The organism is Pelosinus sp. sgz500959, from assembly GCF_042610375.1.
In the GTDB taxonomy this organism is placed as follows: domain Bacteria; phylum Bacillota; class Negativicutes; order DSM-13327; family DSM-13327; genus CTSoil-075.
The window spans coordinates 351,967-367,504 of the sequence record NZ_JBGJZL010000004.1; the positions used below are offsets into that span (position 1 = coordinate 351,967).

Consider the following 15,538-nt stretch of genomic DNA (forward strand, 5'->3'; position numbering starts at 1 on the left):
TTGATTTTTATTCAATTGAATCTTTCATTGCGTTGTACATCTTTTCCGTATACTTGTCAATTTCATCTCGGGACATACGCAAGCGGTCAACGGAAGTGCCGTATCCAATTTCTGTTTTACCTTCTTCCAATCCTTTGAAAATACCGTCTGCAAAAGCATTTAACGGTTCTCCATGTGTATGTAGCCCTGTTCCGCCTAAATCCGTATTTACTGCTGGTGGAGCTACTTCAATCACTTCTATGGATGTAGCTGAAAGCTGGTGTCGTAGGCTCATAGTAAAAGAATGAAGTGCCGATTTTGAGGCGGAATAAATCGGGGCAATCGCAAGTGGTGTAAAAGCCAGCCCAGACGTCACGTTAATAATAGTCGCCTCTCTTTTTTTTGTAAAAAATGGCGCGAACAGCATGGATAGATGGGCAGGCGTTTCAAGATTTGATATAATTTCTCTATTGAAGTAGTTCCAATTGTGTCTCACATCTGCTTTTAAGACATTGAAACGCTGTTGAATTCCTGCATTGTTGACCAATACATTTATCTCCGGATAATTCGTGATTACCCAATCAAATAATGCTATACGCTCGGATTCTATCGACAAATCGCATATTCGGGTAATGATGCCTGGAAAATTTTCTTTGGCTTTTTGAAGTACGTGTTCACGTCGTCCGCAAATAATTACTTGATTCCTATTCTTTATAAAGCGTTCTGTAAAAGCTAGCCCGATTCCTGAACCTCCTCCAGTAATGAGTATTGTGTTTCCCGAAAGATTCATATAACTTCCACCTTTCATTTTAATCAGATAAAATACTAACTAGTTGATTGCTCTTATTTTATAATCTCAAATTTAATCATGCTATTTATAGAAGCAAGAATAGCTTCTTCATTAGTTGAAATCGGCTTCCAACCCAAAATTTTCTTGGCCTTTGTATTACTCACATTGCGACTCATCCTTAAAAGTAAAGCGCCCTCTTTTGCTTGCTTATTAAATAAGGCTGCTAAATAAATAACCCAATTAGGTAATGTTTTTGTAGAAACTCTTTTCGCAACGTTGGGGGTTTTATTTTTTAACAATGCGGCAATTTCGGGCATAGATATTTGACCGTCTGCTGATGCTATAAAACGTTGTCCATTTGCGTTAGGATTTGTCATTGCACGAATATGCAAATCAGCCACGTCCCGAACATCAACAATATTTAAAGGAATATTGGGAATAGCTTTCATCGAGCCGTCTAATAAATGTTCTAGAATTCTAAAACTACCTGAAATGTGGGCACTTAAAGAGGGCCCTAAAATAGCAACAGGATTGATGGTAGCAAATTCTAAATTACCACCTTCTTTCTTAATGAAATCCCAAGCGGCGCGTTCTGCCAATAATTTTGATTTTTCATAAGGCGATAAACCTTTTTCATTTAGGTCCGTCCAATCTGCCTCTGTTGTAGCAGTATTTTGGTTTTTATTACTAAATCCAACTGCACCAAAATTGGAAGTCATTACAACACGTTTTATACTTGCATTTCGAGCAGCTTTTAGTACACGAACTATGCCGTCCACAGCAGGGCGCATCACTTCATTTTCATCTTTTGGCATCGTAAAAAAGACAGGTGATGCTACACTTAATACGTAGTCACAACCTCTCATGGCGACCTCCCAATTATCATCTTTTGATAAATCTGCTTCAACAAATGCAAGATTGTCAAAGGTCGTGATACCGTTAGATTTTAGTGTATCGATTACTTTGTTTTTACTGCTTACCGAGCGAAGTGTGGTTTTTACGTTGTACCCTTTTTGTAATAATTGAAGAATTATTTGCACACCAACAAAACCTGTGCCTCCTGTTACTAAAACAGTATCTGACATATCTTATACCGCCTCTAAATATTATTAACCACTTGAAAATTAATCACTTCTGGTTTATTCTCATGTTAATACCTAGAGTTATGTCGAGGTCAATATTTTTTTAAAAATTTTTTAAAGGAGATTTTAAATTTGACTTATACTATAAAAGATGTAGCGAAAATATTGGGGCTTTCCATATATACAATTCGTTTTTATGACAAGGAAGGACTGTTACCATTTATCTCAAGAAATAAATCAGGAAATAGAGAGTTTACTGAATCAGATTTAAATTTTTTTAAGGTAATTTGTTGCCTAAAGCATTCGGGAATGCAAATTAAAGATATTAAAAAATACATTGATTTATGTATAGAAGGTACTGGAACTATAGATTCACGACAGAAATTACTTGTTGAGCATCGAGAAGAAGTTGTAAAACAAATAGATCAGCTCACTGAAATGCTTGATGTTATTGATTTTAAGATTGAAATGTATGAATCTCCAAACGCAGTAGAAATTATTAATGCACAAAGAAGAAAAGCTTATGATGAAAGACGTGAGAATAACTTACTTCAGACTACAGTTTGAGCGATTTTTCTACCCTGCGCCATTGAGCCACAGATAACAGTAAAGAGCTATATAAAATTACAGTTACTTTTAGGACACGGACAGGAGGTAGTGTTATGAGTCGCAGAAGATACCGAGATCCGTTTCGATTTCTTACGAATTCCAAAGCAATGTATGCATTCATATCTATTATATTTTCTGTCAAACTGATGACCAGGCAGGGTGGTGATGTCATTATTGAGAAAGATGGAATTAGGACTGCCATTCAAGCGAAGAAATATAGTGGCTCAGTGGGGAATAGCGCTATTCAAGAGGTCGTGGCTTCAAAGGCATACTACAGGTGCCAAAAGGCGATGGCTATTACCACGATATTTTACTAAAGCAGCCTAAGAACTTGCAACGGCTACTGAAGTTGACTCTGGGACCGTGATAGGGTAGGTTTAGAAGTACGTAAGTTGCCTGTAAAATAATAATTAGATTGTTGACAATTAGAATTCTAAGTGATATTGTAATGTCATAAGCTTATTCAGTTTATCCTGCGTTTGAAAGGGAGATAAAAATGACAAAAAAGAATTCTTGGATTGATCAGCCTTTTTCTTATCTAATTAGATCTATAGGCATTAAAATGAAAAATAAAGCAGACAAACGTCTTTCAGAGTTTAGTTTGAATTCTCAACAAGGGCATACTATTGGTTATATTAGTTCAAATGAAGGAATTATGCAAAAAGATTTAGCAACTTTTTTTAACAAACGGGAAGCGAGTATAACAAGCATGCTTCAAGGTCTTGAAAAAAAAGGTTTTATTGAAAGAAGAATCCCTGAAAATAATGAAAGAGAAAAAAGAGTATATATTTTACCGAAGGGAAAAGAATTGGTTCAAAGCTTTGATAAAGAATTTCAGAAAATTGAAGATGATCTTACAAAATGTCTCACTGATGATGAAATTCAAACATTACTTCAACTATTAACGAAAATTAATAAAAATTTTGAGTGAATAATTTTTAGTTTAATACTTAGAGTTCTAATTGTTAGATATATATGTTTTGATGACTACCCCTAAATGATGGTAGAAAAAATAGTAAAAGTATAAGAAGGAGTGAATTGTATGTCAAAATTTACAAATAAGCTAAACGAGTTGCATAAAGATTCTTTATCTATAGCAGGAGGCAAAGGGGCTAATCTGGGTGTATTAATTAATGCGGGAATGCCCGTTCCTCCTGGATTCGTAGTGACAGTGGATGGCTACCGTGCACACTTAGAAGCTGCAAATCTAAAGGAACTTATAAAGGATAAACTTAAAAATATTGCTGACAATGATATTGCTGCGATATCAGAGGCCAGTGAATGTATCGTGTCATGGATTGAAGAGTCTCCCATGCCTTTTCAGGTACAGGAAGAAGTGAAAAAGGCTTTTGAAAATTTCTCTAAGGATATGGGCAATAACCCAAATTTATCTGTTGCCGTCCGTTCAAGTGCTACCGCAGAAGATTTGCCATCAGCATCTTTTGCTGGACAGCATGAAACCTATCTTGGGGTTTACGGGATAGATGAAATACTTAGACATGTAAAAAAATGCTGGGCCAGTCTTTGGTCTTCTCAAGCAATCTCCTACCGAATCAGCATGGGTTTTGAACATCTTAAGGTAGACTTGGCTGTTGTTGTCCAGGCTATGATAAATGCTGAAGCTGCTGGAGTAATGTTTACTGCAAATCCTGTAAATGGCAGACGCGATGAATTACTAATTAGTGCCGGATATGGACTTGGCGAAGCTGTTGTCAGCGGGCTTATAACTCCAGATACATTTATTTTGTCAAAAACAGGAACTGTTAGAGAACAAATTTTAGGTTCTAAAGAAAAAAAGATTATGTTAAGCAAAAACGGCACTGTTACAGAAGACGTTCCAATGGCAAAGCGGAAAACCTGCTGTCTGGGGAAAAATGAACTTAAACAATTGACAGACCTTGCAACAGTTGTTGAAAAGCATTATGGATGTCCGATGGACACAGAGTGGGCTCTTTCACAGGGGAAAATATATATGCTTCAGGCTAGACCTATCACGACTGAGCTATCTGAAATCGAAGATCTGGATATTCTGGGATCTGATGATGAAATAATTTTTCAGGGTAAAAAAGCGCCTCAGGGATTGCAAAGTGCTATGGAACATTGTTCAGAGCCTCTGACTCCCTTGGATTTTGCGTATGTTTGTGCCTGTTATCAAGGACTAGATCGTTATTTACACAATGAGGTTGGATTCAGTTTACCAAAAGAGCCGACCCGACCAGTAGAAAGAGAAAACGGTTGTGTAGCCATTGACTTAAAACAGGCGGGCTTCGCCCCTATGATGCTATGGAAAGTACCAAAATTATTAATTAAGGAATACGCTATGGATCTCCATGAATTTTGGCAATCCTTATCTAAAGAAATGGATTCATGGATTAGTAGAATGGATAAAGCAGGAGCGAATACAAAGGATGAAATACAATTTGCAGCGCTGATTGAACAGGCAATAGCCGAACATGGAGTCCTTTTTCAAAAAAGGATGTCGGATTTCGTACCTAGTATAGTTATTGATCTAAAATTTAACTATTTAATCAAAAAAGCGGTAGGAAAGGATCATCAAGAAGAGATTAAAGAAAGACTTCTCCGAGCATTACCATTTAGAACCGCTTTGCAAAATAAGGCATTAATAAAAGTTGCACAGACGGCAGTTGTATATGGAAAAGACAGTAATGAATTTAAAAATGAATTTGATACATTTTTAGCAGAATACGGCGACAGACCTTCAGCAAGTATGGCCCCTACCCTAGGGGCCTATACATGGAGAGAAAAACCGGAGGTAATTTATACACTGATTAATTCATTACTCCGTGATGACACCTTGCTTGACTCCGAGGCAAGCTTCAAAAAACAAGAACTTGACCTTGAAGAGGCAAAGAATCAAATTAGGAAAAATCTAAAGGCAGGCAAATATGAAAACTTCCTTAAAATACTTGATAAAGCCAGAGAAGGAGTAATCATTAGGGAGGAAGGCCTGTTTTATGTAGAAAAGATTACAGCATGTGTACGCAGATTAATTTTAAAGCTTGGAACTATACTTGCAGAAAAAAATATCATAAATGAGGCATCTGATATATTCTTTATTTTTTTGGAAGAACTTGGTCCAGTTGCGGCTGGACAATTAGATAGGAAAGAACGGATCGAAAAACGGAAAGACGCTTATAAAAAAGTTTATGCCGCCCATGAAAAAGGCATTCATTGGATGATATCTACAGGATCATTTCCTGTATTTAAAACAAATAAAAAACAAAAGCAAGATAAAAATATGGATGACCCAAACACAATTAAGGGAATTTCCGCAAGCCGTGGAGTGTACGAAGGTCCGGTATGCATTGTGAGAGGACCTTCTGAATTCAGTAAGCTAAAAAAAGGAGATATACTGGTATCACCATATACTGCCCCCGTTTGGACTCCACTTTTTAGAATAGCATCCGGAGTAGTAACCGAAATAGGAAGTGCGGGTTCCCATGCTGCAATTGTCTCAAGGGAATATGGTATACCGTGTGTAGTAGATATGCCTAACATCACAAATATATTAAAAGATGGACAGATAATACGTGTAGATGGAACAAATGGCATAATAACTTTGTTAGCATAATTTAGTTGTTTAAAGAAATTTGTGATGGAGGCCATTTATATGCTTAAAATGATCAAACGACTATCTCCTGTTGCAGTGTCCGCAGCAATCGTTTTTTTGCTTGTGCAGGTAGCTTGTTTGTTATACCTGCCATATGTGACGGCGGATATTGTTAACAAAGGCTTGATGACAGGCGATATTTCGCACATCTGGGCAAAGGGCTTTCTGATGATTGCGTTATCTGTTTGCGGCTTGGTGGGCGCTCTGCTCAACACTCTTATCTTTTCCAATGTATCCTATAAGCTGGGGGGCCAACTTCGGGGCGATATTTATCGAAAGGCAATGAGTTTTTCCAAGCATGAGTTTGACAAATTCGGGGCTTCGTCCCTTATGACGCGCAATACCAATGATGTAATGCAGGTACAGAATTTAGTGGAAATGGCTATGAAATTCCTGATTCTTTCACCATTGTTACTATTTGGCGGCATTGCAATGACCTATTTACTGAGTCCTAAACTTTCATTGGTCTTTTTAGGCACCGTCCCATTTCTGGTTGTCGCGGCTCTTGTTATTTACTATTTTGCAAGCCCCCTATACGCAAAGATGCAAAAAAAGTTAGATAGTCTCAACCTCTTTTTTAGAGAAGGTCTTACTGGTGTAAAGGTTATACGCGCCTTCAGCAAAGAGCAGAAAGAGTATGAGAAGTATAAGAGTGCTAATCAAGAATATACCAGAACATCGATCACAGCCGCTACCATAATGGGTGTCTTCAGTCCCATAATCACAATGATTATAAGCCTTTCTACAATACTCATTGTATGGATTGGTGGCAATTCTGTGGAGGTGGGAGCAATGGAAATCGGCACTATTATGGGTGCCATTAGCTATTCAGTGCAAATTGTGATGGGGTTTGGAATGCTTACTAGTGTAATTTTAGCTGTCCCCCGCGGACAAATCTCAGCAGCTCGAATTCATGAGGTGCTCAATATGCCCATGACCATTAACGATCCTAAACATGCAATCAATGTGGGAAACATGAAAACGACGCTTAATTTTGAAAATGTTGATTTTCGTTATCATGGTGCCGAGAAAAAAACATTAGAAAGCATAAACTTAACAGTAAAACAAGGCCAAACGCTTGCTGTTATTGGCAATACAGGTGGTGGCAAGACATCGCTTGTAAACCTAATATCAAGGCTATACGATGTAGAAAAAGGCTCTGTTCGCATTAACGATACCGATATTCGTGATATGGAGCAAGAAACGCTTCATGACCTAGTTAGCCTTTCACCGCAAAAATCCGCATTATTTTGGGGAACAATACGCTCCAATATGTTGATGGGCAAGTCGGATGCTACGGATAATGAAATATGGGCGGCGCTGGAGATGGCAAAGGCTACGGAGTTTGTCAGCATACTTCCTAAAGGCTTAGACAGTGTCGTGGACAAAAGCGGCGGCAATTTCTCAGGCGGACAAAAGCAACGGCTTTGCATTGCACGGGCACTCTTAAAGGACGCGAGCATCTATATATTTGATGACTCTTTCTCGGCGCTTGATTTCAAAACAGATGCTGCAGTGCGCATGGCAATGAAAGAAAAACTAACGAGCGCCGTTACTATCGTTGTTGCACAAAGAGTCAGCACCATTATCGACGCCGACTTGATTGCGGTCCTTGACAATGGCAAGCTCGCAGGGCTTGGTACTCATAAACAATTAAGCACATCAAATGCTGTTTATCGGGAAATTGTCGAGTCTCAATTTTACAAGGAGGTAGTGGCATGAACATGAACGGTGGTATGAGGGGAAGAGACGGCGCCATCACTGGCAAGAAGCCACAAAATACGTGGAATACAATTAAGAGGTTCATGGGGTGCATGAAAGGAAACAATCTATTAATTGCCTTGACAGTTATCATTGCGATTGTAGGTACCGTAATGCAGGTCATTAGCCCTAAAATGCTGGGAAATGCAACAACAGTCATTTCTGAAGGTATAAAACAGGGTAGTGGAATAGACTTTAGAGGGCTTCGGGGCATACTGTTAACGGTTGCCGCTATGTATGGCGGAGTATTCATAGCAACCTTTTTACAGCAGAGGATTATGGTCATTGTTGCTCAGAAGACGGCCTATTCCTTACGCAATGAGCTAAAGTCAAAAATGAATAAAGTTCCTATTTCTTATTTTGACAAAAATTCAAATGGTATCCTGATGTCGGTGGCAACGAACGATATTGACAATATAGTAACAAGTTTACAGCAGAGTTTGACAGAACTTATCTCCAGTATAATTCTTGCGGTGGGTGTTTTAGTGATTATGATTTACATTAGCCCGTTACTTACATTACTTGCTTGTGTCATGCTTCCTGGTACTCTTATAATTATGAAAACCTTAACGCCTAACACGCAAAAAAATAACAGGCAATATTTGAAATTGCAAGGCGAGCTAAACGGGCAAATAGAAGAAACATATCAGGGGTTTGCGGTGGTTAAGAGTTTTGGCAGCGAAAAGGATATGCTTAAGAAATTTGACGTTGTAAATGAAGGAATGATTCAATCAGGATGGAGGGCGAGATTCTTTGGCGGCAGCATGATGCCAAGTATGAACCTTGTGCAAAATATTATTTATGTCCTCATCACCGTAATAGGTGCAGTTAAGGTAGTGGGTGGCTCTATCACAATTGGGGATATGCAAGCATTTTTGCAGTATTCCACGCAGTTTTCAATGCCACTGGTGAAACTCTCACAGATTTGGGGCAGTATCCTATCCGCAATTGCGTCCGCTGAACGTGTGTTTGAAATGTTGGATGCGGAAGAAACGATTGAGTATAAGGAGGAGTTTCCGAACAACTGTCACGAAACCGCAAAGATCGTTTTTGATCATGTAAAGTTTGGTTATACGGATGAACTGCTGATGAAAGATTTCTGCATGGATGTTCAAGAAGGGCAGATGGTAGCGATCGTCGGACACACAGGTGCAGGAAAGACTACACTGATCAACCTGTTGGAGCGCTTCTATGAAATTCAGGGTGGATGCATTCGCATTGATGGTGTGGATATTCGCAATACAGCAAGGCAGATGGTGCGGCAAAGAATTGGTATGGTATTGCAGGATACATGGCTCTTTTCTGGCACGCTCTACGATAACATTAAGTATGGGAATGAGAATGCAACCAAAGAACAAATATACGTTGCAGCGAAAGCAGCCTACGCCGATGATTTTATTCAAAAGTTGCCTGATGGTTACAACACCGTTTTGAATGAAGAGGCTAGCAATATTTCGCAGGGGCAACGTCAGCTTATCACGATAGCGAGGGCCTTTGTCAGCAATCCGGAAATATTGATTTTAGATGAAGCTACGTCCAATGTGGATAGCCGCACAGAATTGGTTATCCAGAATGCAATGAAGCGGCTGCTCGAAGGACGCACGAGTTTTGTGGTTGCTCACCGGTTGTCAACTATTTACGATGCTGACCGTATTTTAGTCATGGATAAAGGTGACATTGTGGAAAGTGGGAATCACAAGGAACTACTGAGTAAGAACGGAACCTACGCGGATATTTATAATAGCCAATTTGCACGAAATATCGCATAAAGGCAGCATCAGGTATCGTCCTCACTGTGGTTCTGGTGTGAAAATTTTATCAGTAATTATTGCGAAAAAGTTCAGTCCCATAATCAAAACCGACACCCCCCTATTTAGGGCTGTCGAAAACCTCTACGTAAAACGCCTATTCTGCGTATCAGTATCATAAAACTACCACAACACATGTGGAGTGTGTCGCGCTGATTGCAAAGAAATAGCCTGATTTCACTGGGTTCGTGGCTTTATTGGTGGTTCTATAGGTGCATAACTATGTTCGCGTAGACTTCGGTCTGCGCGTTTTTTTCATGTAGGGGTGTCGCGGAAGAAAGAGGTTTCGTGTAAAGGTATGGGGAAAAGACTCGCTCTAGTGAATTAAGCTGGGACCAACTGCTAGACTGAATGCATAATATTAAATCTCAGAATCGGAATATTTCCATTAAAATAAATTCTGGACATCTTTTTTACGTTGATTTTAAGAGGTACTAAAATTATGATTGCTAATGATAAATATTTTTACAAATTATGTAAAAATTAAAGGTATTTATTATCTATCTAATAAATAAAGTATTACTAATATCTTATTGTAAAAAAAGTAACAACATCTAGACCGTGCACAAAAAAGCACACAGAAAAAAGGAGGGGAATTTATGCACAAACCGTCACGAGGAGCGATTCTATGCGGACTGGTTCCATTTATTGGAATGTGTTTTTCAGTTTCGCTGTGGGATCAAATTTATCCATTCGTTTTCGGTATGCCATTCAACATGTTTTGGCTGATAGGATGGGTGCTCCTGACCCCATTGATCATGTGGGGGGCGTACAAGCTTGAGATGGCAAAGTTGGCAGAGAATAAGGCACAGGAGGGAATGAAGCATGAGTAATAGCGCAATTGCACTCACTGTCATATTTTCAATTGTTCTAGTCAGTTCATTTTTCGGCTTTTACTCCGGCTCCAAGCAAAAGATGAGTTTGGAGCAATGGACGGTAGGAAACCGTAATTTCGGCGTTATTCTGATGTGGCTGTTGATGGCTGGAGAGATCTATACGACTTTTGCCTTTTTAGGTGCCAGTGGCTGGGCTTATTCGCGAGGAGGACCGACGTTATATATAATTGGCTATATGGTTCTGGCCTACGTAGTCTCATTTTATATTTTGCCGCAACTTTGGGAAGTCGGAAGAAAATATGGCATGCAGACCCAGTCCGACTTTTTTGAGAAACGTTATGGCAGCAAGCGTTTAGCCGCCATTGTCTCTCTAATCGGAGTAATTTTCATCATCCCTTATCTGCAGCTTCAACTTACTGGTCTGGGAATTATTATGGAAGTTGCTAGTTTTGGTGGTATTAGCCGTACGATAGCCATGCTTATCTCTTTTGCCCTGGTGGCTGGATTCGTTTACACTAGCGGCATCCGCGCCGTTGCATCGATCAGCGTTATTAAAGACATCTTAATGTTATTTGCCGCGGTGTTCCTTGGCATTGGCCTACCATATATGTATTTCGGCGGTTTGGGTGAAATGTTCACCGCTGTGGTCCAGGCCAAACCAGAACATCTCATTATGCCGGGATCTACCAAGGTGATGGGGCATTCCTGGTATATTTCTACAGTTCTCCTTACTTCACTGGGTTTTTATATGTGGCCGCACATCGTAGGTGCCTCCTTCACGGCGAAAAGTGCTGATACTTTACGACGTAACGCGGTGATTATGCCGATTTATACCATTACCATGCCCCTGATTTTCTTTGTCGGCTTTACGGCGATTTTGGTAATCCCCGGTTTGCAAAACGGTGATCTAGCACTTCTTACCATCGTCCAGAAATCTTATCCAGCCTGGATGCTCGGTCTGATTGGCGCAGCCGGTGCTCTTACGGCGATGGTACCTGCCGCTATCTTGATTTTGGCATCCGCTACTCTCTTTGCTAAGAACTTTTACCGACCAATGATTAAACCTGACATGAGTGATGATCAGGTAGCCAGTTTAGCAAAAAAAATGGTAATTGTTATTACTTTAATTTCTCTCTATTTTGCCATCTTTAGTTCCAGTACGCTGGTGTCGCTCTTATTATTAGGATACGCGGGCATCACGCAGTTCTTTCCTGGTATGGTGTTTGGCCTCTACTGGCCAAGGGCAAATATGACCGGGGTGTTAGCTGGTATTGTCACCGGTATCTCAATTGTGGCGTATCTTGTACTTAATAAACTTGATCCAGTTATGGGTATTAATGCGGGTTTCTTTGCTCTATGCGTAAATACGGTCATTACCGTAATCATCAGTTTAATAACAGTAGGGCAGACCAATGGGTTTGATGATAATTCTATTAAAGAAGGAAGTGTGACAACTTGGCCAACTATGAGGAGCAAGCAGCAATAATTGATCGGCTATTCCCTGAAGCGGTGAATTGGCGGCGGCAATTGCATCGGAATGCCCAACCGTCTTGGTTAGAGTTTTATGCCACAGGGCTGATAGCCGAAAAGCTCACCGAGTGGGGTTATACGGTTTCATTGGGTAAAGATGTGGTGGATGCAGATAACATTCTTATGCCGCCTTCCTCGGAGAAACTGGAGGAACAGTATCAATGGGCGCTCGCAGCGGGTATCAAGGAAGAGTTTATTGCTCCTGCTAAAAACGGACTCACTGGCGTAGTGGCTGTACTAAAGGGAAACCAACCAGGCCCTACGGTGGGATTTCGTTTCGACATTGATTGTAACGAGGTAATCGAGGCCAACGATAAGGATCATCGACCTGCCCGAGAAGGGTTTATGTCTGAGCAACGGGGCTATGCCCATATGTGTGGCCACGATGTACATACTTCTATCGGTTTGCTTCTGGCCCGTTATTTTTCTGAAAACCGTAGTTATCTAAATGGTACGTTGAAATTCATATTCCAGCCCAGCGAGGAGGGACTTGCCGGAGCTGCCGCCATGGTTCCGACTGGTATAGTCGATGATCTCGACTATCTGTTTTCCGGACATGTGGGCATCACCTTACAGGAAATTGGACAAATTGCGCTAAACGTCACCGACTTTTATGCGATGTCTCGCTTTAAAGTTACTTACCGTGGCCGACCTTCCCATGCCGCTCTATGTCCTGACGAAGGCAAGAATGCTCTGTTGGGCGCTTGCTCCGCTGTGACAAATCTTTACGCTATCGCTCGCCATGGTGATGGGGCTTCTCGAATCAACGTGGGTACTTTGGAGGCCGGTACGGCCTGGAACGTTATTCCTGATCAGGCCCGTTTTCGCCTTGAGACCCGGGGCATCAGCACGGAAATCAATCAGTACATGATCGAAAAGGCAAATGAAGTACTGAAAGGTGCTGCTACCATGTATGGTCTTGAAATGGAGATCGAACTAGGGGCAGCGGCTCCCGGCGGCGTGAATACGCCAGAACTTATCGTCATGGGAACCGATTTGGCTCGACAATTGCCTTCGGTGAAAGAGATAATACCATCCGCTGGTCTTAACGCTTCGGAGGACATTTCTCTGATGATGCGGCGGGTGCAAAGCCAAGGCGGTAAGGCGATGTTTGCCTTATTTGGTACCCCCGTGGGCGGTGGCCACCATAATGCAGCTTTTGATGTAGACGAATCGGTAATTGGTAATGCCGTTAAATTTCTGGTGGCAGTTCAAGAGTTAGTAGCCAGATAATTACGGTAGCGGGTTGTATTGGTTATGGTGCAAAAGAAATGACAGGGGACGGTGGATCATCTTCAGCTAAAATAGCCAAGACGCTCCACCGTCCCTTGTCTACCAAATTTTGAGAATCGAAACAATACATATGATTAGAAAGGAACAGGTTGGAGAAATTCAATGTGTCCGTTCTGAACTTGATATAACATTACTTTATTTTTTGCCTAGTGATAATCTTCGCAGTAAGCGTCTTGAGGTTTACTATTCAATTAATGGATAGCAAACTACTAGGGCAAAGACTAAAGTGATGTTCGATAGAGATATTCAGTGATTAGGAAAGCCAGATATTTGCAATGAAATTAATTATCATTAATAAAAGAGAATCGATTTCCATAAGAGCATTGTCTTAATTCCCAAAGAGTATTATAATAAATTTTAGCGGACAAAAATCTATTGCTCAAATTGCGGAGTTTACATTGACAATAATTTTTAGAATGGAGGAATCACATATGGTACAATTACGTAATATAAGAACTTCTTCAAAAATTATGATACTCGTTTTATTTATGGCTGTTTTTCTTCTTGCGGTTGGGTATGTTGGTCATTATGCAGCGGGAACTTTGGCTGAAAAAATGGATGACATGTATAATAATCGCTTACAGTCCATTCAGTGGCTGAATGCTGGTCGGGCAGAAAGTCGGGGTAATGAAGCCTTGACGTTAGCGATTTTTCTTAGTCAGGACCCAGCGGAACAACAAAAAAATCTAAAGAAGATTGAGGAGCATAAAAAGGTTTATATTGATTTATTAGAAAAATATCAGAAAACTCATTTAGACTCATTTGAGCAGCAAACATTAGAAAAAATTATGATCGAGACTAAAATATATCGCGATGAATGGCAAAAGTCATTAAATTTAGCGATGTCAGGCAAGCAACTAGAGGGGCATGCTTATTTTTACCAAAATGCAGCTAATCATTTAGAGACTATCAATAAATTATTGGATGAGTTGGCGGAATACAATAAGAAAATTGCCGAGCAAGAAAAACGGAAAAGTGACGAGATTGCTCTATATAATGATCGGATTAGTATGGGTGTAACGGCCATTGCAGTGATTCTGGCCAGTGCGCTAGGATGGATGATCTCAAGACTGATTGTGACGCCGCTGTCAGAGTTACTTACTGAGGTTCATCGTTTGGCAGCTGGTGATTTAAAAAATAGAAAAATACATGAATTTTATTATAAAGATGAAGTGGGGCAATTGACCCAAGAATTTGATGACATGGCTAATCGTTTACATAAGTTGGTGAAGAATATTTCAGATGCCTCAAAGCAATTGGCGCTGTCCTCTGAGGAACTGAATGTCAGCGCTGAAGAGGCAGCTAAGGTTACTGAGCAGGTGACAATGGCCATTGAAGAGGTGGCACAAGGAGCACAAAGTCAGTCGTTGGTTATTGATGAAACGGTAGGTAGTGTACAGCATATGGTTGCGGCCATTACGCATATTGCTGATAATTCAAGTACCGTATCGGCAGCTGTTTCTAAGACTGTTGATGCTGCGATAACAGGTGCCAAATCGGCAGAGTCTGTAACAGTGCAGATGAACAGTATCCAAGAGACTGTGGAATCATCGGCACAAGCTGTTAAAAAACTAGGAGATCGCTCCCAAGAAATTGGACAAATTATTGATACTATTTCTGGTATTGCCAGCCAGACTAATCTGCTAGCACTAAATGCAGCGATTGAAGCAGCACGGGCTGGTGAAAATGGCAGAGGATTTGCCGTCGTAGCTGAAGAAGTTCGTAAATTGGCAGAACAATCGAAGGAGGCTGCCGCGCAGATCGGGGAAATGATCAGCGATGTACAGTCTGAAACGAGCAAAGCAGTGGCAGCAATGAATAAGGGAAGCCAGGAAGTGAAATTAGGTGCGCAAGTGGTAGCAAGTGCGGGTGATAATTTTAAAGAAATTACTTCTTTGGTAAATAATGTTTCATCTCAGAGTATGGAAATTTCAACTGCTATCGAAGAAATGTCAGCAACCAGTGAGCAAATTTCAACTGCGGTTAAAAATATCGATCAAGTCGGTAGGCGAGCGGCAGGAAAGACGCAAACGGTTTCTGCGGCTACGGAAGAACATTCGGCATCAATCCAAGAAATTCTTGCCGCTAGCCAGTCATTGGCTGGCACAGCAAAAGAGCTACAGGATGCAGTGGAATTTTTTAAAGTTTAATATTTAGCAGCAATGCTACAGGCTTCACCTTGCAGGGCAATGAAGGTAAACTCATTGCCCTGTATTTTT

Annotated in this window: 12 protein-coding genes; 10 read left to right on the plus strand and 2 right to left on the minus strand. The window is 40.5% G+C overall.

Annotated elements, in window-relative coordinates:
* Positions 1 to 7: 7 nt before the first annotated feature.
* Together ACAN52_RS08685 and ACAN52_RS08690 are read right to left on the minus strand one after the other, a co-directional pair.
* Positions 8 to 769, minus strand: coding sequence for an SDR family oxidoreductase (locus tag ACAN52_RS08685; protein WP_378954286.1), 762 nt, complete (start codon positions 767 to 769; stop codon positions 8 to 10).
* A gap of 53 nt (positions 770 to 822) precedes the next feature.
* Positions 823 to 1,854, minus strand: coding sequence for an SDR family oxidoreductase (locus ACAN52_RS08690; protein ID WP_378954287.1), 1,032 nt, complete (start codon positions 1,852 to 1,854; stop codon positions 823 to 825).
* Between the two features lie 129 nt (positions 1,855 to 1,983).
* Here ACAN52_RS08690 and ACAN52_RS08695 point away from each other — a divergent pair, with 129 nt between their 5' ends.
* The 10 genes from ACAN52_RS08695 to ACAN52_RS08740 all read left to right on the plus strand — a co-directional run bounded on the left by ACAN52_RS08695 (position 1,984) and on the right by ACAN52_RS08740 (position 15,469).
* A complete protein-coding gene (locus tag ACAN52_RS08695; protein WP_378954289.1) occupies positions 1,984 to 2,418 on the plus strand; it encodes a MerR family transcriptional regulator in 435 nt (144 codons plus the stop codon).
* A 95-nt stretch (positions 2,419 to 2,513) separates the two neighbouring features.
* A complete protein-coding gene (locus ACAN52_RS08700; protein WP_378954290.1) occupies positions 2,514 to 2,777 on the plus strand; it encodes a restriction endonuclease in 264 nt (87 codons plus the stop codon).
* A 179-nt stretch (positions 2,778 to 2,956) separates the two neighbouring features.
* Positions 2,957 to 3,391: a MarR family winged helix-turn-helix transcriptional regulator gene (locus ACAN52_RS08705; RefSeq protein WP_378954291.1), complete on the plus strand. Its 435-nt coding sequence runs from the start codon at positions 2,957 to 2,959 to the stop codon at positions 3,389 to 3,391.
* Between the two features lie 111 nt (positions 3,392 to 3,502).
* Entirely contained in the window at positions 3,503 to 6,052 is a 2,550-nt protein-coding gene (locus ACAN52_RS08710; RefSeq protein ID WP_378954292.1) for a PEP/pyruvate-binding domain-containing protein, read from the plus strand.
* Between the two features lie 39 nt (positions 6,053 to 6,091).
* Positions 6,092 to 7,813 (plus strand): ABC transporter ATP-binding protein, encoded by a 1,722-nt coding sequence (locus ACAN52_RS08715; RefSeq protein WP_378954293.1) that lies wholly within the window; start codon positions 6,092 to 6,094, stop codon positions 7,811 to 7,813.
* Positions 7,810 to 9,621, plus strand: coding sequence for an ABC transporter ATP-binding protein (locus tag ACAN52_RS08720; RefSeq protein WP_378954295.1), 1,812 nt, complete (start codon positions 7,810 to 7,812; stop codon positions 9,619 to 9,621). The genes ACAN52_RS08715 and ACAN52_RS08720 overlap by 4 nt, the downstream gene beginning before the upstream one ends.
* Positions 9,622 to 10,313: 692 nt before the next feature.
* On the plus strand, positions 10,314 to 10,493 hold the full coding sequence (locus ACAN52_RS08725) for a DUF3311 domain-containing protein (protein WP_378954370.1): 180 nt from the start codon (positions 10,314 to 10,316) through the stop codon (positions 10,491 to 10,493).
* Entirely contained in the window at positions 10,486 to 11,982 is a 1,497-nt protein-coding gene (locus ACAN52_RS08730; RefSeq protein WP_378954296.1) for a sodium:solute symporter, read from the plus strand. The genes ACAN52_RS08725 and ACAN52_RS08730 overlap by 8 nt, the downstream gene beginning before the upstream one ends.
* On the plus strand, positions 11,952 to 13,259 hold the full coding sequence (locus tag ACAN52_RS08735; RefSeq protein ID WP_378954297.1) for an amidohydrolase: 1,308 nt from the start codon (positions 11,952 to 11,954) through the stop codon (positions 13,257 to 13,259). Before ACAN52_RS08730 ends, ACAN52_RS08735 begins: the two co-directional genes overlap by 31 nt.
* A 491-nt stretch (positions 13,260 to 13,750) precedes the next feature.
* A complete protein-coding gene (locus ACAN52_RS08740) occupies positions 13,751 to 15,469 on the plus strand; it encodes a methyl-accepting chemotaxis protein (protein ID WP_378954298.1) in 1,719 nt (572 codons plus the stop codon).
* Positions 15,470 to 15,538: the final 69 nt, after the last annotated feature.